Source organism: Plantactinospora sp. A48 (genome assembly GCF_055793945.1).
The window spans coordinates 39724-61317 of sequence record NZ_JBTIXF010000029.1; the positions used below are offsets into that span (position 1 = coordinate 39724).

At 70.3% G+C, this 21594-nt stretch carries 17 protein-coding genes; 8 read left to right on the forward strand and 9 right to left on the reverse strand.

Annotated elements, in window-relative coordinates; translation table 11 throughout:
• Window positions 1-204 precede the first annotated feature (204 nt).
• Entirely contained in the window at window positions 205-1074 is an 870-nt protein-coding gene (locus tag ACXN5W_RS16775; protein ID WP_473159236.1) for an alpha/beta fold hydrolase, read from the forward strand.
• A gap of 24 nt (window positions 1075-1098) precedes the next feature.
• Here the strand turns inward: ACXN5W_RS16775 and ACXN5W_RS16780 are convergent, their stop codons facing one another.
• The 4 genes from ACXN5W_RS16780 to ACXN5W_RS16795 form a co-directional block, all read right to left on the reverse strand.
• On the reverse strand, window positions 1099-1857 hold the full coding sequence (locus ACXN5W_RS16780) for an amino acid ABC transporter ATP-binding protein (protein ID WP_473159237.1): 759 nt from the start codon (window positions 1855-1857) through the stop codon (window positions 1099-1101).
• A 1-nt stretch (window position 1858) separates the two neighbouring features.
• Entirely contained in the window at window positions 1859-2707 is an 849-nt protein-coding gene (locus ACXN5W_RS16785; protein WP_473159238.1) for an amino acid ABC transporter permease, read from the reverse strand.
• Window positions 2704-3570: an ABC transporter substrate-binding protein gene (locus ACXN5W_RS16790; protein ID WP_473159239.1), complete on the reverse strand. Its 867-nt coding sequence runs from the start codon at window positions 3568-3570 to the stop codon at window positions 2704-2706. Before ACXN5W_RS16790 ends, ACXN5W_RS16785 begins: the two co-directional genes overlap by 4 nt.
• 202 nt (window positions 3571-3772) lie before the next feature.
• Window positions 3773-5311 carry an arabinofuranosidase catalytic domain-containing protein gene (locus ACXN5W_RS16795; protein ID WP_473159240.1) on the reverse strand — a complete coding sequence of 513 codons (1539 nt, stop codon included), beginning with the start codon at window positions 5309-5311 and terminating at the stop codon, window positions 3773-3775.
• A gap of 140 nt (window positions 5312-5451) precedes the next feature.
• Here ACXN5W_RS16795 and ACXN5W_RS16800 point away from each other — a divergent pair, with 140 nt between their 5' ends.
• A complete protein-coding gene (locus ACXN5W_RS16800) occupies window positions 5452-5703 on the forward strand; it encodes a hypothetical protein (protein WP_473159241.1) in 252 nt (83 codons plus the stop codon).
• A 183-nt stretch (window positions 5704-5886) separates the two neighbouring features.
• Window positions 5887-9624, forward strand: coding sequence for a beta-galactosidase, LacZ type (lacZ, locus tag ACXN5W_RS16805; RefSeq protein WP_473159242.1), 3738 nt, complete (start codon window positions 5887-5889; stop codon window positions 9622-9624).
• Window positions 9625-9767: 143 nt separating this feature from the next.
• On the opposite strand, the gene ACXN5W_RS16810 is transcribed toward lacZ, so the two are convergent.
• The 5 genes from ACXN5W_RS16810 to ACXN5W_RS16830 form a co-directional block, all read right to left on the reverse strand.
• Complete coding sequence (locus tag ACXN5W_RS16810) at window positions 9768-12158, reverse strand: ATP-binding cassette domain-containing protein (protein WP_473159243.1); 2391 nt, start codon at window positions 12156-12158, stop codon at window positions 9768-9770.
• A complete protein-coding gene (locus tag ACXN5W_RS16815; protein ID WP_473159244.1) occupies window positions 12155-13642 on the reverse strand; it encodes a DHA2 family efflux MFS transporter permease subunit in 1488 nt (495 codons plus the stop codon). Before ACXN5W_RS16815 ends, ACXN5W_RS16810 begins: the two co-directional genes overlap by 4 nt.
• A gap of 22 nt (window positions 13643-13664) precedes the next feature.
• Window positions 13665-14075, reverse strand: coding sequence for a VOC family protein (locus tag ACXN5W_RS16820; RefSeq protein WP_473159245.1), 411 nt, complete (start codon window positions 14073-14075; stop codon window positions 13665-13667).
• Between the two features lie 5 nt (window positions 14076-14080).
• A complete protein-coding gene (locus ACXN5W_RS16825) occupies window positions 14081-14524 on the reverse strand; it encodes a helix-turn-helix transcriptional regulator (protein ID WP_473159246.1) in 444 nt (147 codons plus the stop codon).
• 435 nt (window positions 14525-14959) lie between these two features.
• Entirely contained in the window at window positions 14960-15139 is a 180-nt protein-coding gene (locus ACXN5W_RS16830) for a hypothetical protein (protein WP_473159247.1), read from the reverse strand.
• A gap of 111 nt (window positions 15140-15250) precedes the next feature.
• Between ACXN5W_RS16830 and ACXN5W_RS16835 the strand changes: the two genes are divergently transcribed.
• The 5 genes from ACXN5W_RS16835 to ACXN5W_RS16855 all read left to right on the forward strand — a co-directional run bounded on the left by ACXN5W_RS16835 (window position 15251) and on the right by ACXN5W_RS16855 (window position 21584).
• Complete coding sequence (locus tag ACXN5W_RS16835) at window positions 15251-15952, forward strand: FadR/GntR family transcriptional regulator (protein WP_473159248.1); 702 nt, start codon at window positions 15251-15253, stop codon at window positions 15950-15952.
• A complete protein-coding gene (locus ACXN5W_RS16840; protein WP_473159249.1) occupies window positions 15949-16470 on the forward strand; it encodes a GNAT family N-acetyltransferase in 522 nt (173 codons plus the stop codon). The genes ACXN5W_RS16835 and ACXN5W_RS16840 overlap by 4 nt, the downstream gene beginning before the upstream one ends.
• Before the next feature lie 154 nt (window positions 16471-16624).
• Window positions 16625-18838 (forward strand): glycoside hydrolase domain-containing protein, encoded by a 2214-nt coding sequence (locus tag ACXN5W_RS16845; RefSeq protein WP_473159264.1) that lies wholly within the window; start codon window positions 16625-16627, stop codon window positions 18836-18838.
• Window positions 18838-20106, forward strand: a complete 1269-nt coding sequence (locus ACXN5W_RS16850; protein ID WP_473159250.1) for a glycosyltransferase — start codon at window positions 18838-18840, stop codon at window positions 20104-20106. The genes ACXN5W_RS16845 and ACXN5W_RS16850 overlap by 1 nt, the downstream gene beginning before the upstream one ends.
• Window positions 20107-20486: 380 nt before the next feature.
• Window positions 20487-21584, forward strand: coding sequence for an SMP-30/gluconolactonase/LRE family protein (locus tag ACXN5W_RS16855; protein WP_473159251.1), 1098 nt, complete (start codon window positions 20487-20489; stop codon window positions 21582-21584).
• The last annotated feature ends 10 nt before the right edge of the window (window positions 21585-21594 follow it).

The following is a 21594-nucleotide window of genomic DNA, read 5'->3' on the forward strand; positions in this document are numbered from 1 at the left end:
GTCGCTACCGTCGAACCCTGAGTGGCGATGGTTGTAGGAACCCAACAAAACTTTTTGGCTGTCCGGCCATCTGCTGGTAGTATCCCAGGGCTGCGGAAGAGCCGGTCCGCCGGTCGCCGCACGCGCCGCAGGTCCGGCGTGCCGGCCGCAGATCCGGTGGGCGGATCCCGATGAGTTCCGGTCACGAAGGCGGTCCACACCGGTATGACCACGCATGTGCTTGAGACCGCCGAGGTCGACCTTGTCTACGACATCCACGGCCCGCTGCCGGCCGCCGACGGCCGGCCGCCGCTGTTGCTGATCGGCCAGCCCATGGACGCCAGCGGATTCCGCGCCCTGGTGTCGTACCTGCCCGACCGCACGGTCGTCACCTACGACCCGCGCGGTCTCGGCCGCAGCACCCGCAAGGACGGCCGCACCGACCACACGCCCGAGACCCAGGCCGGCGACCTGCACGCCCTCATCGGGGCGCTGGGCGCGGGGCCGGTCGAGCTGTTCGGCAGCAGCGGCGGCGCGGTGACCGCACTCGCGCTCGTGACGGCACACCCCGAGGACGTGACCACCGTGGTGGCCCACGAGCCGCCGCTGCTGGCGGTGCTCCCCGACGCCCGGGCCGCCGAGCGGGCCCGGGCGGGTGTCCGGGACGCCTACGAGGCCAAGGGCTCCGGTGCCGGCATGGCCGCCTTCATCGCCATGACGTCCTGGCCGGGCGAGTACACCGAGGACTACTTCGCCCAGCCCACCCCCGACCCGGCCGCGTTCGGCATGCCAACCGACGACGACGGTCGCCGGGACGACCCGCTGCTGAGCGACCGGTCCTGGGCGGTCAGCGACTACCGGCTCGACCCCGACGCGCTGACCGCGGCGCCCACCCGGGTCGTGATCGCGGTGGGCGAGGAGTCCACGGACGTGTTCACCGGCCGCACCACCGCGGCGACGGCAGCGCTGCTCGGCCTGCCGGTGACGGTGTTCCCGAGTCACCACGGCGGCTTCCTGGGCGAGGAGTCGGGCTACGCGGGTCAGCCGGAGGCCTTCGCCAACAGGCTGCGCGAGGTCCTCGACCAGGCCCGCTGAGCGGAGATCCGGCGCGGCAACGACTCAGAGCCGGCCGGCCTCGATGATCCGGCGCAGGAACTGCCGGGTGCGGGGCTGGGTCGGCGCGCCGAGCACCTGCTCCGGCGGCCCGGTCTCCACCACCCGCCCACCGTCGAGGAAACAGACCTGGTCGGCGACCTCACGGGCGAAACCCATCTCGTGGGTGGCCAGCACCATGGTCATCCCTTCGGCCTTGAGGTCCCGGATCATCGCCAGTACCTCGCCGACCAGCTCCGGGTCGAGCGCCGAGGTGACCTCGTCGAGCAGCATCAGCCGGGGCGAGTTGGCCAGCGCCCGCGCGATCGCCACCCGTTGCTGCTGGCCGCCGGAGAGCCGGTCGGGGTAGGCGTCCGCCCGCCCGGCCAACCCGACCCGGTCGAGCAGCTCCCGGGCCTGCGCCTCGGCCTCGGCCCGACCCCGCCGGTGCACCCGGCGGGGGGCGAGGGTGATGTTCTGCAACACAGTCAGGTGGGGAAAGAGGTTGTACGACTGGAAGACCATCCCGATCCGGCGACGCACCACGTCCGGGTCCACCCCCGGACCGGTGATGTCCGCCCCGTCCAGCAGGATCATCCCGTCGTCCAGCTCCTCCAGCAGGTTGACGCACCGCAGCAGCGTCGACTTGCCCGAGCCGGACGCGCCGATCAACGCCACCACCCGGTGTTCGTGGACGGTCAGGTCGAGCCCGTCGAGCACCACCTGATCGCCGAACTCCTTACGCAGCCCCTGGCAGGCCAGCACCGGCGCGTCGACCTCCGGCATCTCATCCTCCCGACTGGCGGCGGGCCGAGCGCATCGTCACCCAGTCGGTGACGGCGATCAGCGGAACGGCCAGCAGCACGAACAGCACCCCGGCGACGATGTAGGGCGTGTAGTTGAAGGTCTGCGCGGTCGCGATCTGGGCGGCCCGGACCGCGTCGATCGGCCCGGCCAGAGAGACCAGCCCGACGTCCTTCTGCAACGCCACGACGTCGTTGAGCAGCGGGGGAGCGACCCGCCGGACGGCCTGCGGCAGCACCACGTACCGCATGGTCTGCCGGTAGGTCAGCCCGAGCGACCGGGCCGCGGCCCGTTGGCTCGGGTGGACCGACTCGATGCCGGCCCGGAACACCTCGGCCAGGTAGCCGCTGTAGGTGAACACCAGCGCGAGCCCGCCGAGGACCAGCAGCGGTGGCGTGCCGCGCAGCCGCAGCCCGGGTACGCCGAGGGTGAGCACGTACAGCACGATGATCAGCGGCAGGCCGCGGAAGGCGTAGGTGTACCCGGCAGCGAGCGCCCGCACCGGAAAGAAGACCGGTCCGCGCAGCGTCCGCAGCAGCGCGATCATCAGCCCGAGCAGCAGTGCGCCCACGGCGCAGCAGACCAGCAGCCGGACGTTCAGCCACAGTCCGGCGAGGATCGCCGGCAGGGCGTCCCGGGCGGCATCCGGGTCGAGGAACGACTCGCGGACCCGGGCCCAGCCGGGCGCCCCGGTGACGGCGAGCACCAGCAGCGTGCCGAGCGCCGCCGTGGAGGCGGCGGCGACCAGCACACTGCGGACGGTCTGCCGACGCCGGTACGCGGTCCGTCGTAGCTGCGCCGACGAGGGGACGTGCTGGTCCAGCAGGCTCACTTCAGCTCGGGTGCCCCGGCCACCTGGGCGAGCCACTTCTGCTCGAGCTGCTGGAACGTGCCGGACTTGGCGAGTTCGTTGACAGCACCGTCGACGCAGCGGGTCAGCGGCGAGTCCTTGTCCAGCACCAGCCCGAACACCTCGGGCGCACCGACCTGCGGAAGCTGACCGACGATCGCGACATCGGTCAGTTCCGCGTTGGTGATGTAGAAGGCGGTGGGCAGGTCCACCACGAGACCGTCGAGCTGGCCGTTCTGCAACGCCTTCTTGGCGTCGTCGTTGCTGTTGTAGACCCGTGGTTTCCGGTTCGGCTTGATCACGCTCGTGATCGCCTGGTAGCTGGTGGTTCCGACCTGGGCGCCGAGCACGGCGTTCTTCAGGTCCGCCAGCGACTTCTTGCCGGCGATCTTCGAGGACTTGGGCGCGATCACCGCCTGCCGCACCAGATAGTAGGGCGCGGTGAAGTCGACCGCCTGCTTGCGCTCCTCGGTGATGGAGAACTGGTCGATGTCGAAGTCGAACTCTTTCGGACCGGGTGCGATGGCGGTGTCGAACTTGACCCGGGTCCAGACGACGTCCGCGCTGACGTAACCGAGTTGCTGCGCGACCGCGTACGCGACGGCCGACTCGAAGCCCTCACCGTTCTCCGGTTTGTTCTGCCGGAACCACGGCTCATACGCCGGCTGGTCGGTCGCGATGGTCAGCCGGCCCGGGGTCCGGGTGGGCAGGCTGTGCTTGGCGCAGGCCGGGGCGCCGCTCGGCGGGACCGTGGGCCCGCGGTCCTGCGGCGCGCAGCCGGCGGCGGCAGCGGCGACGGTGACGGCAACGGCGAGCGAGAGGGCGCGTGAGCTGCTCCTTACCATGGTCGACAGCGTAGGCGGCGGTACCGTCGATGCCGCACGTCGTCCCATCAGTCGGGTAGGAACGGACCTTGCCAGGCCCCGAGCGTTCCAGGCGGGTCCCGAACGGCGGACGGGTACGCCGCCCGCGGAGCTCGCGCGAGCGGCGTACCCGTCGATCTACCTGTCCGGCTGTCCGATCAGCCGTGCCGGCTCCACCCTGGGATCAGGTGCGTCGGCTCCACTGCTGGTTGGCACCACCGTTGCAGGACCACAGGATCAGCTTCGTCCCGTTGGCCGTGCCGGCACCGTTCGCGTCCAGGCACAGGCCGGACTGCTGACCGGTGATCGTGCCGTTGGAGTTGAAATTCCACTGCTGGTTGGTGCCACCGTTGCAGTCCCAGATGATCACCGTGGTGCCGTTGGTCGTGCCCTTGCCGTTCGCGTCCAGACACTTGTTGCCGTACACCTGCAACTGCTTGCCCGAGGTGTAGGTCCAGGACTGGCCGGAGGCACCGTTGCAGTCCCACAGCTGGGTCTGGGTGCCGTTGGTGGTGGACGAGTTCGGCACCTCGACGCAGCGGCCGGACTGGCCACCCACGATCCGCTGCGCCCCGGACGGCGGCGGCGTGGTCGGACCACCCGTCGGGCCGCCCGTCGGACCACCCGTCGGGCTGCTGGTGGGGCCGCCGGTCGGCGGGGTGGTGCTGCCGTATCCGGCTGCGGTGATGTTGGCCTGTACCGCGTTCTCGGTGGCGTCCGTCGGGTAGCCGGTGGTCAACACACCCTCGAAGAAGGTGCCCGCGCCCGACACACTGTTGTCACCACCGATGCCGAGCAGGATCGCCCCCTCCTTCTTCATCGGGTTGTACCCACTCGGACGAGGCCCGTTGAACACCGTCGACAACCCACCCGACTGGGCGCTGCCCTCCCGGATCGCCCAGTGGTTCGACTCACCCTTCACGACCCCGGTGACAAAACGCTGGTTGATCGGCGGGTTCGGGTTGTACCCGGCCTTCGACCCGGAGAACAGTCCCCACTCCAGGTCACCCATCACCCAGGGGCCGTTACCGTCTCCCCAACCCCACTGCTTGTCCGCACCGAAGTACACCGTCTCCATGATCGCCGGAGCGTCGGCCTGGCCATCGGTCTGCGCATTGCCGTAGTCGAAACAGCACCAGTTGTTGTAGTGGGCGCCGTCGACGACCGCGTAGATCCCCTCCGGCTGGTCACCCTTGGCCACACCGTTGGTGTTGTTGTTGCGGTACCCGGTACCGGGAGCGATGAACACCCCGTACGCCCGGTGCCCACCGATGGTGATCGGCGCCGCCTTCGCGTCGGCCAGGTTGTCGTACCCACCCGCGGCCGGACCCTTCCAGTACCCCGGAGGCGCCTGGGTCAGCCGGTTGTTCCGACCCGACTGGTCATACAGGATCGTGATCACACAGTTCGTGTTCGCGCAGAACGAATCCTGCGCCGCGGCGTCGACGTAGCCGTCACTGAGCACCCCGATGTCCCGGGTGGTGTTGTCCGACGAACGCCGTACCTGATACAGCGGACCGCTGTACGCCGCGTACAACGCCCGGGTCGTACTGTGCGCCGCAACGCACGGCGTACCACCCGCGGCATAGATGTCACAGGGTCCCGAGGTGGCGGCCCGCGCGCTCGGCGCGTCCGACAACACATAGATTCCGGCGCTGACGGCGAGGGCCAACGAGACCCCCGCGGCGGCTGTGAGGCGGCTCAGTCTGGTTCGCGTGTTCATCGATTCCCTCTGCTGGGGGCGGGGGCGGGGCGGGGTGGAGGGTGCCGGTGTTAGCGATAACATCGTTGCCCGCAGCATCGTCGTAACAGTCAGAATTGTCAATATCTTCTGCCCACGGCACCTCAACGGACGGAGCTGCCGTGGGCGCCCCAGGGGTAGCCGATGAAGGTTTCCAGCAGGGCCCGCGCGCCAACGCCGGCTCGGGACGGTACGCCCGTGCTGACACCGTGCAGTGGCGGGACGAGGCGAGGGCGCTCGGCAACCGGGACGCGCCGGTGCCGGCCGTCGGCGACGGCGCGCTCGGGCTCTGGTTGGCGCTACGTGAGGTGTTCCCCGGCCACCTCGTCGAACGAACAGCCCGGGAATCCACCACCATCACTGCCGCGGCCTGATCAAGATTTCTCATCCACAAGTCTTGACGATTGCGCCCGTCGATGAGTCAGACTCATTCGGCAGACGCATCTGCGTCCGTGACGGATAAGTGCGATGTCGAAGCACAGCCTGGACTGAGCCGGCAGCGGAAGCTGCGGATCTGACGCCGCCACCACCGTTCCACGCATTTACGGGAGATGATGATGACCGACCCGCAGGACCAAGGACGATCCATCCGCCGGCGCACGGTTCTCGGCGGGGGGCTCGCCGCTCTGGGGGCCGCGGCCCTGCCGGGCGGGATCGCGTCGGCTTCGCCCGGCGCGGCACCCGAAGTCGCGGCCGCGTGGGTGGACCCGCCCAACGGTTACCCCGAGTGGAACAACAACATCGGGATCTTCGAGGTCAATTCGGAGCCGCCGCACGCGACCTCCATGCCGTACGCCGACCTCCAGCAGGCGCTGGCCGCCGACCGCACCACGTCGCCGTACCGGCTCGACCTCACCGGGACGTGGCGGTTCAAGCAGGTCGCCAAGCCCGCCGACCGTGACCTGAACTTCCACCGCACCGACGTCGACGACACCGCCTGGCCGAGCATCCCGGTGCCCGCCAACTGGCAGCAGCACGGCTACGACTTCCCGATCTACACCAACTACACCTACCCCTGGTGGGGCGCCAACGGGCAGAACGAGAACGCCCAGCCGCCGTTCGCGCCGACGCGGTTCAACCCGGTCGGCCAGTACCGCCGGCGGTTCGACCTCCCGGCCGCCTGGCAGGGGCGGCGGATCCACCTGCACTTCGAGGGCGTCAAGTCCGGGTTCTACCTGTGGGTCAACGGAACGAAGGTCGGATACCGCGAGGGCTCGTACACGCCGGCCGAGTTCGACGTCACCGACTACGTCCATGCCGGCTCCAACCTGGTCGCGGTCGAGGTCTACCGGTTCCCGGACGGGGACTGGATGGAGGACCAGGACATGATCCGGCTGTCCGGGATCTTCCGGCCGGTCTTCCTGTACTCGGTGCCCGCGGTGCACCTGCGCGACTTCACGCTCACCACCCCGTTGCGGGACAACTACACCAACGCCGACCTGGCGGTGAAGGTCGCGGTGCGCAACCGCGGCGCGCAACAGTCGGGGACGTACTCGGTGGAGGTCCAGCTCTACGACGCCAACCTGCAGCCCGTCTGGCCGTCGCCCCTGCGGGTACCGGTGAACGTGGGTGCGGTGCCGGCCGGGCAGGACGCGACGGCGCAGGGTTCCCAGGCCGTCCAGGGCCCGAAGCTCTGGTCGGCCGAGCACCCGAACCTCTACACCGCCGTGCTGCAACTGCGCGACCCGTCCGGCGCGGTCACCCAGACCGCGTCGGCACGGGTCGGCTTCCGCGAGTTCACGCTCTCGGGCGGCCTGATGCGGATCAACGGTAAGCCCGTGTCGTTGCGCGGCACCAACCGGCACGAGACGAACCCCGACCGCGGGCAGGCGTTGACCCGCGAGGACTTGGTCGCCGACATCAAGCTGATGAAGCGGCTCAACATCAACGCCGTCCGGACCTCGCACTACCCCAACAACGCGGTGTGGTACGACCTCGCCGACGAGTACGGCATCTACGTCATGGACGAGGCCAACCTGGAGACCCACGGCGTGCGGGACAGCTACCCCGACTCCAACTCCGCCTGGACCGCGGCCGTCGTGGACCGGGCCGTCCAGATGGTGCACCGCGACAAGAACCACCCGTCGGTCGTCATCTGGTCGCTCGGCAACGAGGCGGGCGGCGGCAGCAACTTCGTGACGATGCGCAACGCGATCCGCTCGGCCGACCCGACCCGGATCATCCAGTACGAGGGCGACAACCGGCGCGAGGTCAGCGACATCCGGTCCCGGATGTACGAGAGCCCGTCCACGGTCGAGAGCCGCGCCAAGGACACCTCCGACACCCGCCCGTACGTGATGATCGAGTACGCGCACTCGATGGGCAACTCCACCGGCAACTTCAAGGAGTACTGGGACATCGTCCGGCGCTATCCGGTCCTGCAAGGCGGGTACATCTGGGACTTCGTCGACCAGGGCCTGTACCGGCCGATCCCGTCCGGCGGCAGCGGGACCTACCTCGCGTACGGCGGCGACTGGGGCGACAACCCCAACGACGGCAACTTCTGCGCCAACGGCATCGTCACCGCCGACCGGCGGCCGTCCGGCAAGGCGGCCGAGGTCAAGCGGATCTACCAGGCGATCAACGTCTCGGCGGGCGCGGACGTCACCAGCGGGGTCGTCAAGATCACCAACGAGTACCTGTTCACCAACGTCAACGAGTTCACCGGCCGGTGGTCGCTGGTCGCCGACGGCACGGTCGTCCAAAGTGGAACGCTCACCGCCGCGCAGCTCGACATCGCGCCGTTGACGAGCAAGACCGTGCAGCTACCCGTGCAGCGGCCGACCGCCCCGGCGCCCGGGGAGGAGTACTTCCTCGAACTGTCGTTCACCCTTACGACCACCACGGCCTGGGCCGACGCGGGGTACGAGGTGGCGCGGCAACAGCTCCCGGTGAACTTCTCCAGCCCGCCCGTCGTGCCGACGCCGGTGGCGGACGTGCCGGCGTTGACGGTCACCGAGGCCAGTGACCGCGTCACCGTCGCGGGCACGGACTTCACCGTCGTCTTCGCCAAGGCGACCGGCACGATCAGCTCGTTCGACGCGATGGGCGTGCGGCTGGTCAACTCCGGCCCGGTGCCGAACTTCTGGCGCGCGCCCACGGACAACGACCGGGGCAACGGCCAGCCCAGCCGCAACGGCACCTGGCGGCGGGCCGGCCTGGACCGGACCGTGACCGGGTTCTCCGTCAGCAAGCCGTCGGACCGCGCCGTCCGGATCGCGGTCACCGGCACCCTGCCGACCAGCACCAGGTCGACGTACACCACGACGTACACGGTGTACGGCAACGGGGAGATCAAGGTGGACAACACCCTGCACCCCGGGGCGACCAGCCTGCCGTACATCCCGGAGGTGGGCACGATCCTGTTCCTGCCGGCGGAACTGGAGCAGGTGCGCTACTACGGCCGTGGGCCGGAGGAGAACCACTGGGACCGCAACAGCGGGTCCGACGTCGGTGTGTACTCCTCGACCGTCTCGGGGCAGTGGACCGGTTACATCCGGCCGCAGGAGAACGGCAACAAGACCGACGTGCGGTGGGTGGCGCTGGTCAACAGCAGCGGCCGTGGCCTGCTCGCGTTCGGCGAACCGCTGCTGGAGGTGAACGCGTCGCACTACACCCCGGAGGACCTGTCGACCGGTGCCCGGCACGACTACCAGTTGACGCGACGGTCGGAGGTCGTGCTGCGGCTCAACCTCCGCCAGATGGGTGTCGGCGGCAACGACAGCTGGGGCGCGCAGACTCTGGACCAGTACAAGCTGTTCGCCAACCGGGACTACTCCTACACCTACCGGCTGCGGCCCCTGCCGGATGTCGGCCAGGCCCTGGCGCTGTCCCGGCGACCGATGGAGACGGCGGGCGGCGGCAGCGGTCCGCAGACCGGCGTGTACTACCGGCTGGTCGCCCAGCACAGCGGCAAGGCCGCGGACATCAACGGCGCGTCCACCGCGGCCGGCGCGCTGCTGATCCAGTGGCCGGTGTCCAGCGGGCTCAACCAGCAGTTCGACTTCGTCGACTCGGGTGGCGGCTACTATCGGATTCGGGCGCGGCACAGCGGCCTGGTGTTGCAGGTCGCGAGTTCGAGCACCGGCGCCGACATCAGCCAGCAACCCGATTCCAACGCCGCGAGCCAGCAGTGGCGCGTGGTGGACCAGGGCGGCGGCACGGTGAGCCTGGTCAACCGCCAGAGCGGCCTGGCGATGGACGTGTTCAACGCGTCGACCGCCGACAGCGCCCGCATCTCGCAGTGGACCCTGGGCGGCGGTGCCAACCAGCGCTTCGCCCTCCAGCGCGTGTGAGCCGGTAGTCCGGGTGCGGACCGACCTGGCGCAGGTACCTCGGTACCTGCGTCAGGTCCGTCCCCGTCGACCCACCGCCCTGTTCCGAACAATCGCTCAACCCGCGTCGTCAGGTGAGGGCGAAGCCCTTGGCGATCAGCCGTTCAGGAGCCGACGTAGGCCGCCAGATGCTCGCCGGTGCGGGTGGAGCGGGTCGCGACCAGGTCGGCGGGGGTGCCCTCGAAGACGACCCGGCCGCCGTCGTGGCCGGCACCCGGACCGAGGTCGATGATCCAGTCGGCGTGCGCCATGACGGCCTGGTGGTGCTCGATGACGATGACGGACTTGCCGGCGTCGACCAGCCGGTCGAGCAGTCCGAGCAGTTGCTCGACGTCGGCGAGGTGCAGGCCGGCGGTCGGCTCGTCGAGGACGTAGACGCCGCCCTTGTCGGCCATCCGGGTGGCCAGCTTGAGTCGTTGCCGTTCGCCGCCGGACAGCGTGGTCAGCGGCTGGCCGAGGCTGAGGTAGCCCAGCCCGACATCGGCGAGCCGGCCGAGGATGGCGTGCGCGGCCGGGGTACGCGCCTCACCCGTACCGAAGAACTCCTCGGCCTCGGTCACCGACATCGCGAGCACCTCGCTGATGTCGCGACCACCGAGGCGGTATTCCAGCACGGCGGCCTGGAACCGCCTGCCCTCGCACTCCTCGCAGACGGTGGCCACGCCGGCCATCATCGCCAGGTCGGTGTAGATCACGCCGGCGCCGTTGCAGGTGGGGCAGGCGCCCTCGGAGTTCGGGCTGAACAGCGCCGGCTTCACGCCGTTGGCCTTCGCGAAGGACTTGCGGATCGGGTCGAGCAGCCCGGTGTACGTCGCCGGGTTGCTCCGCCGCGAGCCACGGATCGGGGTCTGGTCGACCGACACGACCCCCTCGCGGCCGGCCACCGAACCGTGGATCAGCGAACTCTTGCCGGAGCCGGCGACCCCGGTGACCACGACGAGCACCCCGAGCGGGATGTCGACGTCGACGTTCCGCAGGTTGTGGGCGTCGGCGCCGCGTACCTGGAGTGCCCCGGACGGCGTGCGCACCGACGGCTTCAGGGTGGCGCGGTCGTCCAGGTGCCGTCCGGTGAGCGTGCCGCTGGCCCGCAAACCCTCGACGGTGCCCTCGAAGACCACCTCACCGCCGGCGGTGCCGGCCCCGGGGCCGAGGTCGACGACGTGGTCGCCGATGACGATCGTCTCCGGCTTGTGTTCCACCACCAGCACGGTGTTGCCCTTGTCCCGCAGTCGCAGGAGCAGGCCGTTCATCCGCTCGATGTCGTGCGGGTGCAGCCCGATCGTCGGCTCGTCGAAGACGTAGGTCACGTCGGTCAGCGAGGACCCGAGGTGCCGGATCATCTTGGTGCGCTGCGCCTCGCCGCCGGACAGCGTGCCGGACGGCCGGTCGAGGGAGAGGTATCCCAACCCGATCTCCGTGAAGGAGTCGAGGAGATGCTGGAGCCCGGTCAGCAGCGGGGCGACCGAGGGCTCGGTCAGGCTCCGGACCCACTCGGCCAGATCGCTGATCTGCATCGCGCAGACATCGGCGATGTTCTTTCCGGCGATCCGCGAGGAGCGGGCCTCCCTGTTGAGTCGGGTGCCGTCGCACTCGGGGCAGGTCGTGAACGTCACCGCCCGCTCCACGAAGGCGCGGATGTGCGGCTGCAGCGCGTCGACGTCCTTGGCCAGGAACGACTTCTGGATCTTCGGGATGAGGCCCTCGTAGGTGAGGTTGATGCCCTCGACCTTGATCTTGGTCGGCTCCCGGTACAGCAGGTCGTGCAGTTCCTTCTTCGTGTATTTGCCGATGGGCTTGTCCGGGTCGAAGAAGCCGCAACCGCGGAAGATCCGGCCGTACCAGCCGTCCAGGCTGTAGCCGGGGATCGTCAACGCACCCTCGTTGAGCGACCTGTCGGCGTCGTACAGGGCCGTGAGGTCGAAGTCGGTGACCGAGCCCATTCCCTCGCAGCGCGGGCACATGCCGCCGGTGATCCGGAAGCTCCGCCGCTCCTTCGTGGTGGTGCCGCCCCGCTCGAAGGTGACCGCACCCGCACCCGAGACCGAGGCGACGTTGAACGAGAACGCCTTCGCCGAGCCGATGTGCGGCTCGCCGAGCCGGCTGAAGAGGATCCGCAGCATCGCGTTGGCGTCGGTGGCGGTACCGACCGTCGAGCGTGGGTTGCCGCCCATCCGCTCCTGATCGACGATGATCGCCGTGGTGAGGCCCTCCAGCACGTCGACCTCGGGCCGCGACAGCGTGGGCATGAAGCCCTGCACGAAGGCGCTGTACGTCTCGTTGATCATCCGCTGCGACTCGGCGGCGATCGTGCCGAACACCAGCGAACTCTTGCCCGAACCGGAGACGCCGGTGAACACCGTCAACCGGCGCTTCGGGATCTCGACGCTGACGTCCTTGAGGTTGTTCTCCCGGGCGCCGCGTACGCGGATCAGATCGTGACTGTCGGCGGCGGGTGGCTCGGGCGATCGCCCGTCCGACCTCGTGGTCATGCTCATCGTGTCTCCTCCAACCGGGGATGCAGCGGCGGGCCGGCGACGGCGCAGTGTACGCGGACCGGGCTGGCCGCCGTGACCGGTCGGTCCCGGCCGGGCACCGCTATGACGGCGATCAGGCCGCCCGCCACCAGCAGCCCGGCGCAGATCACCATCGACATCCGGTACGTCGGCGCGAGCGCGGCCGGGTCGGTCAGGCTGCCGGTGCCGATTCCGGCGGCCAGCGGCAGGACGGCCACGGCGAGCAGGCCGGCCGCCCGGGCGACGGCGTTGTTCACCCCGCTGGCGATCCCGGCGTACCGCTCGTCCAGCGAGCCCAGCGCGGCGGCGGTCAGCGGGGCGACGGTGACCGCCAGCCCCAGTCCCAGGATCAGCACGGCCGGCAGCACCCGGGTCAGGTACGGAGCCGGTGCCCCGATCCGGGAGAACAGCAGCAGGGAGGCCGCGCAGATCAGCGGGCCGACGGTCATCGGGAGGCGTGGACCGATCCGCCGGGCCAGCGCGCCGGCCCGCGCGGACAGCAGCAGCATCAGCACGGTGATCGGCAGGGTCGCGGTGCCCGAGGCCAGCGGGGAGTAGCCCGACACCACCTGGAGGTTGAGCACCACCAGGAAGAACACCCCACCGAGCGCCGCGTAGACCACGAACGTCACCAGGTTCGTACCGGTGAACGCCGTCGACCGGAAGATCTCCAGCGGCAGCATCGGATGGTGTGACCGCCGTTCCACGAGCACGAACCCGGCCAGGCCGGCGACCCCGACGGCCAGCGCGCACAGCACCGTCGGGGACGAGGCCCCGAGGGCCGGCCAGGCGGTGAAGCCGTACGTCAGACCGGCCAGGCCGATCGCGGCGGTGAGCACCCCGGTGACATCCAGCCGGCGGGCCGCGTCGGGGTTGACCGACTCCGGCACGTGCCGCAGGCCGACCAGGATGACCGCCACGGCGAGCGGCGCGTTGATCAGGAACACCAGCCGCCAGGAGGCCACCTCGACCAGCCAACCGCCGAGGAACGGGCCGATCGCGCCGGCCACCCCGCCCAGTCCGGACCAGGCGCCGATCGCCCTGCCCCGGTCCGCCGGCCGGAACGACGCCTCCAGGATCGCCAGCGAACCGGGGGTCAGCAGCGCGCCGCCGATCCCCTGCAACACCCGGGCGGCGATCAGCACCGTCACGTTGGGGGCCAACCCGCACAGCAGCGAGGCGGCGGCGAACCAGGCCACCCCGAGCAGGAAGATCCGGCGCCGGCCGTACCGGTCGCCCAGCGAGCCGCCGAGCAGGATCAGCGCGGCGAGGCTGAGGGTGTACCCGTTGACCGTCCACTGCAGGGCGGCGGCGTCGGCGTGCAGGTCCGCGCCGACGCGCGGCAGCGCGATGCCGACCACGGTGGCGTCGATGGCGGCCAGGCCGGAACCGAGCACGGTGGCGAACAGCACCCAACGGCCGGCCGGCTGGCCGTACCGGACCAGCGTCGGGGAGGGGTCGGGCATGATGCTCCTGGGGTTCGTCGGCTCAGCGGATCTGGTTGATCCGCACCAGATTGCCGGCCGGGTCGCGGAACGCGCAGTCCCGGACGCCGTACGCCTGCTCGGTGGGCTCCTGGACGACGTCGGCGCCGCTGGCCTGCACCCGCTCGAAGACGCCGTCCAGATCCGGGGTGCCGAGCACGATGCGCGCGTAGCAACCCTTGGCCATCAGCTCGGCGATCGTGCGCCGCTCGTCCTCGGACAGGCCCGGTTCGATGGCCGGCGGTTCCAGGACGATCGACGTCTGTGGCTGCTCCGGCGGTCCGACGGTGATCCAGCGCATGTTCCCCCGGCCCACGTCGTTGCGGACCTCGAAACCCAGCACGTCCCGGTAGAAGGTGAGCGACCGCTCGGGTTCGTCGGCCGGCAGGAAGGTGTAGTGAATAGTCAGGTTCATGGTGGTCAGGCTAGGTGGGCATGGGTGAGGACCGCTTCTCGATTCCTGATCGGTCGCATCACCTGTTTGGCTACGCAGGCCGGGATGCCGGCCGCCTCCACGTCGGTCAGCCGACGGAAGCTGCTGGGGGACATCCCGACCAGTTCGGAGAAGCGCGTGCTGAAGGTGCCCAGGGACGAACAACCGACCGCGAAACAGACTTCGGTCACCGAAAGGTCACCCCGGCGCAGCAGGGTCATGGCCCGCTCGATGCGCCGGGTCATCAGATAGCTGTACGGCGACTCCCCGTAGGCGGCCCGGAACTGCCGGCTCAGGTGCCCGGCCGAGAGATGGACGTCCCGGGCCAGCGCCGTCACGTCCAGCGGCTGCGCGTAGTCGCGGTCGATCCGGTCACGGACCCGGCGCAGCAGGGCGAGTTCGCGCAGTCGGGGATCGGGGCTGGCGGTCACGCCCGCCAGCCTGCCCCACGAACGGCCGCACCGGCCACCCCGATCTTGAACTGTCCCTGCTCACCGGCTCGCGCCCGGCGCCGGAACCGCCGTTCACGCCCGCGCACCGGCGACGAACCGGTGCCGGGTGGTCCGGATCCATCATCACTTACAGTGACTTCTCGCGTACCACCCGGGAGAACGTCCCGCGCGCCTTTGCAATGCTTCCCTCCAGGCGACAGGCACGCAGCGTGACTGCCCTTGGGTGGGCTGCTCCGGGCACGTATCGCCGTCACCGCAGTTCGGAGCGTGTGTAGCCGATAGGGAAGCATTGCAAAGGCGCCCAACCCCTGAGGTGGAACGCCGCAGCGATCATCACTCACCGTAGTAATCGAGATGTACCCGGCCTTGGCTGTTGTCATTACCTACCGTGAGCGCTCGAGCGCGGCTGGGCGGCTACCGGCGTTCGTGGAAGGTGATGCTCACGCCACCGGGGGCGGAACCCGGGTCGGAGCTCAACCAAGTGTTCGCGTTGAGGAAGGCGTAGGGGCCGGCCGCCCGAGCCTCGAAGGTCGGCACCAGCCGGCCGAACTGCCCGCAGTTGCGGACCAGGATCAACTCGCCATCGTTAGCCAATCAGCATCTATGGATATCTACCGTGTGTGCCCGGGTCCGTGACGTGACGACAGCACGCCGGGACCAGGGCGATACGCTTCAGCGGTATCGACGGTTCCGCAGGGGGGCGAGGTGCCGGTCACCGACGAGGCGATCGAGAAGATCAAAGCGATGATCGTGCAGGGCGAACTTGGACCCGGCTCCCGGTTGCCCCGGGAGGCCGATCTCGCCGAGCGTCTGGGCCTGTCCCGCAACTCGCTGCGGGAGGCGGTCAAGGCGCTGTCCCTGATCCGGGTGCTGGACGTCCGCCAGGGCGACGGCACCTACGTGACGAGCCTGGAACCGGCCCTGCTGCTGGACGCGATCGGCTTCGTCGTGGACTTCCACCAGGACGACACGGTGCTCCAGTTCCTGGAGGTACGCCGGATCCTGGAGCCCGCCGCGACCGAGATGGCGGCGGTCCGGATGACCGACCAGGAGATCGCGGGGCTGCGGCGCATCCTCGACGAGCTGGGTGATTCGCCGACCCTGGAGGCGCAGGTGGCCAACGACCTCCGGTTCCACGGCCACATCGCCGCGGGCTCCGGCAACAAGGTGCTCTGCTCGCTGATCGACGGCATGTCCGGGCCGACCACCCGGGCGCGGATCTGGCGTGGGCTGACCCAGGAGGGGGCCGTGCGGCGCACGCAGGAACAGCACATGGCGATCTGCGAGGCGATCGAGGCGCGGCAGCCGGGCGTGGCGCGAGCCTGGGCGACGGTACACGTAGCCGGTGTCGAGCAGTGGCTCCGCAGGGCCCTGGGCACGGCGGAATCGGTGCTGCCACCGGCATGACGGACGAACGCGAACCCGGACCGGAGCGGCCCGGCGGGGCGACGGTGCCGGTGCCGGTGCCGGCCGAGCTGGCCACCGCGCCGGTCGGGGGCGGTGACCCGGCGGTGCGGGTGCGTCGGTTCCGATGGAGCGACTACGGCTCGGTTGCGGCGGTCTGGGCCGCGGCGGGTCGGGACGTCGTCCCCCGGGCCGAGCTGGCGGCCAAACTGACCCGGGATCCCGAGCTGTTCCTGGTCGCCGAGATCCGTGCTGACCTGGTCGGCGTCGTGCTGGGCACCTACGACGGGCGGCGGGGCTGGATCCTGCGGCTCGCCGTTCATCCCGACCACCGCCGCCGGGGCATCGCCAGCCGGCTGGTGGACGAGCTGGAGGCCCGGTTCCGGGCGTTGGACTGTCCCCGGGTGAACCTGCTGGTCATGCCGGACAACGCGGCCGGTCTCCGGTTCTGGCGGGCGCTCGGCTACCTGCCCATGCCCGATGTGCTGTGTACGAAGCCGATGCGGGACACCGGGCCGTGAACCGCCCCGACCCCGCCGCCCCGACCGCCCCGCCCTGACCGTCCCGGTCAGGCCGGGAACTGTCCGAGGCGGTCGGGGATTTCATCTGCCGGAAACCCAACCGCACCGCGGTTGTAGATAAAGTCCGGCCATCCTCGACGACATCGACCCGTTCATCGGCACCGCCGCGACCGACCTGCCTCGGGCACGTGGTCTGGCCGCCACCTGGTGGTGGCCGAAGCCCCAGGTGGGCAACACCCACCCGGGCGCCACCTCGCCCCTGGGCATGGTCTCCGCGTGTGCCTACTCGGGCGCGTACCCCACCGGCTACGGGCGCTATGCGAAGAACACCGAGGGCGTGCCCGAGGAGATGTTCGACCGGCTCCAGGCGTCCGGCTTCACCCACTTCCAGCAGTCCGGCACCGGCGCGATCCGGAAGTACTACAACTACGTCCGGGTCACCCCGATGGTGGAGCCGCTCGACGTCCTCGGGCAGGCGTGGCCGCTGCACGACGAGGTCGCGGAGGCGGGCTACTACGCGGCGACCCTGGACACCGGCATCCGCTGCGAGATCACCGTCGGCGAGAAGGTGGCCGTACACCGGTACACCTTTCCGGAGCACCACAGCGCGCGGGTGGTGGTCGACCTGTCCTGCGGCGGCCTGGGCATCGAGTTGGGCCGCACCGTCCCGCTGCGTGCCCAGGTGGAGAGCATGGGCCACGGCCGGGCGCAGGGCACCGTGGTGATGGAGGGCGTGCCGCTGTCGGTGTACCTGGAGGTGGACAGTCCGGGCTGGCGGCAGATGCTCTGGTACGACCGGCGGCTGGTCGACGGCGGCACCCGGTTGGACTTCGACAGCATCCGGCACACCACGCTGCGCCCGTTCGGCATGTTGTTCATGGGGCCCGCGGTGGCCGGGCAGACCATCGAGGTGCGGCTCGGGTTCTCACTGCGCGGGTGTGACCAGGCCCGGCAGAACCTGGAGCGGGAGTGCCGGCCCACGCAACCGGGGTTCGGCGAGGTGCGTACCGCGACCCGGGCCCGCTGGGCGGAGCTCATCGACCGGGTCCGGGTCGAGGGGGGCACGCCGGCCCGGCGCACGGTGATGGCGACGGCCCTGTACCACTCGTTGATCAAGCCGTGCTTCGCCGACGACGAGAGCCCGTTCTGGCCGACCTCCGGGCCGTACGCCTTCGACATCTGCACGATGTGGGACATCTACAAGACCCAGTTGCCGCTGCTCGCGGCGATCGTCCCGAACCGGGCCATGGACCTGCTGGAGTCGCTCATCCGGGTGTGCGAGGAGGAGGGCAACTTCCCGATCGGGTACCGGATGGCCCGTGGCGCCGACCGGTTCTTCCGGCAGGCCAGCGCGCTCGCGCACACCGCGCTGGCCGACGCCCACGCGCTCGGGCGCAACGGTCTGGACTGGAGCTGGGCGCTGGTACACATGGTCGACGACCTGCGCCGGCTGTACGGCGAGGACTTCTTCGAGCACGGCCTGGTGCACCCGATCACCCACACCCTGGATCTCGCCTACGCCCACCACTGCACGGCGCAACTGGCCAGGGCGCTCAACGACCGGCACCTCGCCGACGACCTCGAACGCCACAGCCGGCAGTGGTCCAACGCCTTCGACCCGGACACCGGCCTGCTGCTCGACTCGGAGTTCTACGAGGGCGGCAAGTGGAACTACTCGTTCCGGCTGCTGCACGACATGGTGGCGCGGATCGCGCTCGCCGGTGGCGACGCGGCGTTCATCGACAAGCTTGACCGGTTCTTCGGCTTCGGCGCCGAGCCGGTCACCCAGCCCGGCCGGCGGCCGTCCCCGATCGAGATGGCCGCCGGATATGCGCTGAACCGGTTCGAGGGGTTGAACAACGAACCCGACATGGAGGCGCCGTGGGCGTACCACTACGCCGGCCGGCCCGACCGGACCGCGCAGGTGGTGGGGGCCGCCCTCACCTGGCAGTTCGGCACCGGGCCGGGGGGTCTGCCGGGTAACGACGACTCCGGCGGGCTCAGTTCCTGGTACGTGTGGGCCTCGCTGGGGCTGTTCCCGGTCGCCGGGCAGAGCCTGTTCCTGGTCAACACGCCCGCCTTCGCCCGGGCCACGCTGCGGGCCGGCGACGGGGAGTTCGTCATCGAGACCAGCGGCCACCGCGAGACGCCGATCGGCGCCGACGGCCTCGAAGAGGATCCGGCACCGCAGTACGTCCAGTCGGCCACCCTCAACGGTCGGCCCCTGCACTGCGCCCACCTGAGCGCGCTCGACGTGCATCGGGGCGGTCGGCTGCATCTGCGGTTGGGTCCGCAGCCGTCCGAGTGGGGTCGGGTGAACCGCCCGCCATCGCTGTCCGCGCCGTACATCACCCCGTGGGAAACCTGATGATCAAGCCATCCCGCCGTCTCGTCATCGTGGTCAGAGCCGACCCGGTCATCTGCGGGCACTCCGGCGAGGCCCGTAACCTCGCCGAGGTCGCGCTGACCCGGGGCTTCGACGACGTCCGGCTGCTGACCTGGCCGATATCGACGCTCCAGGCGGCCGGGCTGCCCCTCAAGCCGCTGGACCGGCTGTTGCCGTACAGCCCGGGGATCACGGTGGAGCGGCCGGAGGCGGTCGGGGACTACCGGGTGCCGGACGGCCGGCACCTCGCCGGTCTCACCGGTCGACTGGTCGAACTGCTCGCCGAACGGGTGCCGACCACCTGCCTGTCGATGTACCTCGTACCGCACACGACGGTCGTCACGGACGCGGTCACGGCCGCGCGGGCGGCGGGTCTCGCGCCGGACGTCCGCACCGTCGCCAAGGCGGTCGGTTCCGATGTCACGAACGTGATCCGGTCCTGCCTGCGGGACGGCCGGTTCGGCGCCGCGATCGTCCTGTTCACCACGTTCCTGGCCAACGACGAGGTCATCGCGGTGTCCGAGTACACCCGCGACGAGATCGTGCGCTCGGCCGAGCAGGTCGACGCGCACTGCGGCACCCGGTTCGCGCCGGAGTGCCGGCGTCGGGTGACGGTCAGCTACCCGCCGATCGACACCGCGGCCTACCTCGATCCGGATCCGGCCGAGGTCGAGGCGGCGCTGGCCGGACGCGGCCTGGAACGCGGCGGATACCTCCTGTTCCTGTCCCGGGTTGCCCGGGCCAAGGGGATCCACGACCTGGTGGTCGCGTACGGTCAGATGCGGTGCCGGGACCGGGTGCGGCTGGTCGTCGCGGGCACCGGGCCGGCCCTGGAACACGTGCGGTCGATGGCCAGGGAGGATGACCGGATCACCTTCCTGACCGATGTGGACGACCGGGAGAAGCCGCTGCTCATGGCCGGCTGCGCGGCGTACGTGCTGCCCACCAAGCCCGAGCCCGACTTCGTCGAGACGTTCGGCATCGCGCTGACCGAGAAGATGCTGGCCGGTGGCGGGCCCATCGTGACCACCCTGACCGGGGGGACCGGGGAGGCCGTCGGTGACACGGCGGTGATCGTCGAACCGGGCGACGTCGCCGCGCTCGCCGAGGCGGTGGACCGGGTGGTCCTGCGGATGACGGCGGACGAGAAGCGTGAGCTGGCGGATCGGGCCCGCGCCCACGCGGTGTCGTTCGACCGGACTGCCGTCTTCGACGGCCTGTTCCAGCCCGTGACGCCCGCCGGCAGATAGCCGACTGAGCCGGAGCCAACCGCCCGACGTCCGTTGAGCCGGGCGTCCGCCGTTGTGCGGGGCTACGTCGGGCGTTCGCCGGTCCGGTCGCGTCCGGTGTGTCGATCGGTCGCGGAGGCGTCGCCGCCGAGGGCCGGACGTCGGTGTCGTCGGTCGGATCCAGTCCCCGGGCAGAACCGATATGCATCGTGTACGGTCAATCATCAGACCGATCGACGCATTGACAAGCGTCTTATAGTTGTTTCCGTGTCCACCGTTCGGATCGGCGGCGCGGGCCGATGGGCCCGGGTTGGGTGCCCCGGTGTCGCCATTGACCGCGCCGCCCGGGTCACCACCGCGACCACCGATCACGGCGGTCGCTCGCCGATTGGAGTACCCGCATGACCTGGCGTCCAACCGCCGCCGCGCTGACCGGCCTCTGCCTCGCCATCGGCTCCGCCACCGTCCCGGCCGCCGCCGCCCCGGTCGGTACCGCCGGTGTGTCCTCGAAGGCCGCCGACGCGCGTGATGTTATCGCTCACACCGCGTCGGTCCGGGTCCCCGGGATCGCGGCCACCCCGCCCGGCGCCCCGCCCGGTGCCTGTCCGGCCGGCACCGGCTACGGCCCGCCGCTTCCGGCGACCTCGGTCACCGCCACGAAGATCCAGGGCGGGTTCTCCTTCCTGGAGGGTCCGGTCTGGGTCGCCGACGGCGGGTACCTGCTGATGTCCGACATGGCCGCGGCCACCGGGCCGGAGGGCGTCCAGCCATCGACGATCCGCCGGTTCACCCCGCCGGCGACGTTCGACACGTTCCTCCCCAACTCCGGCAGCAACGGGCTGGCGCTCAGCGCCGACGGGCAGCAGATCATCGCCGCCACGCACGACCAGCGCAACGTCTCGGCGTACCGGCTCAGTGACCTGAGTCGCGACGTCGTCGCGCCGAACTACCAGGGCCGGGCGTTCAACTCACCCAACGACGTGGCGGTCCGCTCGGACGGAGTCGTCTACTTCACCGATCCCAACTTCCAGCGCGGCAACCGGCCCGACCAGATGAACGGGCGTACGGGCGTCTTCCGCGTCTCGGCCGGGCAGGTCTCGCTGGTCGACGACACGCTGCGGCAGCCCAACGGCATCGCGCTCTCGCCGGACGGGACCACCCTCTACGTGGCCGCCTACTCCGAGAACAGGATCTACCGGTATCCCGTACAGCCCGACGGCAGCACCGGGGCCCGCAGCGTGTTCGTCCGGCAGATCGGCGGACCCGACGGCGTCACGATCGACTGCGCCGGAAACGTCTACTGGGCCTCGGGCTTCGACGGCCTGGTCCACGTGTACTCGCCCGCCGGCACGCAGCTTGGCACGATCCGGGCCGGCTCCGGCACCACGAACGTGGCGTTCGGGGACCCGGACCGGCAGACCCTCTACATCACCTCCGGCCCGAGGAACGACTCCGGGCTGTACCGCGTGCGGCTCAACGTACCCGGTTATCCGTACTGACCAGTATCTC

What these genes read in the sequence shown, in the direction of transcription:
- ACXN5W_RS16775 (WP_473159236.1), top strand. Translation starts at nt 205, where the DNA reads ATGACCACGCATGTGCTTGAGACCGCCGAGGTCGACCTTGTCTACGAC.
- ACXN5W_RS16780 (WP_473159237.1), bottom strand. Translation starts at nt 1,857, where the DNA reads ATGCCGGAGGTCGACGCGCCGGTGCTGGCCTGCCAGGGGCTGCGTAAG.
- ACXN5W_RS16790 (WP_473159239.1), bottom strand. Translation starts at nt 3,570, where the DNA reads ATGGTAAGGAGCAGCTCACGCGCCCTCTCGCTCGCCGTTGCCGTCACC.
- ACXN5W_RS16795 (WP_473159240.1), bottom strand. Translation starts at nt 5,311, where the DNA reads ATGAACACGCGAACCAGACTGAGCCGCCTCACAGCCGCCGCGGGGGTC.
- lacZ (WP_473159242.1), top strand. Translation starts at nt 5,887, where the DNA reads ATGACCGACCCGCAGGACCAAGGACGATCCATCCGCCGGCGCACGGTT.
- ACXN5W_RS16810 (WP_473159243.1), bottom strand. Translation starts at nt 12,158, where the DNA reads ATGAGCATGACCACGAGGTCGGACGGGCGATCGCCCGAGCCACCCGCC.
- ACXN5W_RS16815 (WP_473159244.1), bottom strand. Translation starts at nt 13,642, where the DNA reads ATGCCCGACCCCTCCCCGACGCTGGTCCGGTACGGCCAGCCGGCCGGC.
- ACXN5W_RS16820 (WP_473159245.1), bottom strand. Translation starts at nt 14,075, where the DNA reads ATGAACCTGACTATTCACTACACCTTCCTGCCGGCCGACGAACCCGAG.
- ACXN5W_RS16840 (WP_473159249.1), top strand. Translation starts at nt 15,949, where the DNA reads ATGACGGACGAACGCGAACCCGGACCGGAGCGGCCCGGCGGGGCGACG.
- ACXN5W_RS16850 (WP_473159250.1), top strand. Translation starts at nt 18,838, where the DNA reads ATGATCAAGCCATCCCGCCGTCTCGTCATCGTGGTCAGAGCCGACCCG.
- ACXN5W_RS16855 (WP_473159251.1), top strand. Translation starts at nt 20,487, where the DNA reads ATGACCTGGCGTCCAACCGCCGCCGCGCTGACCGGCCTCTGCCTCGCC.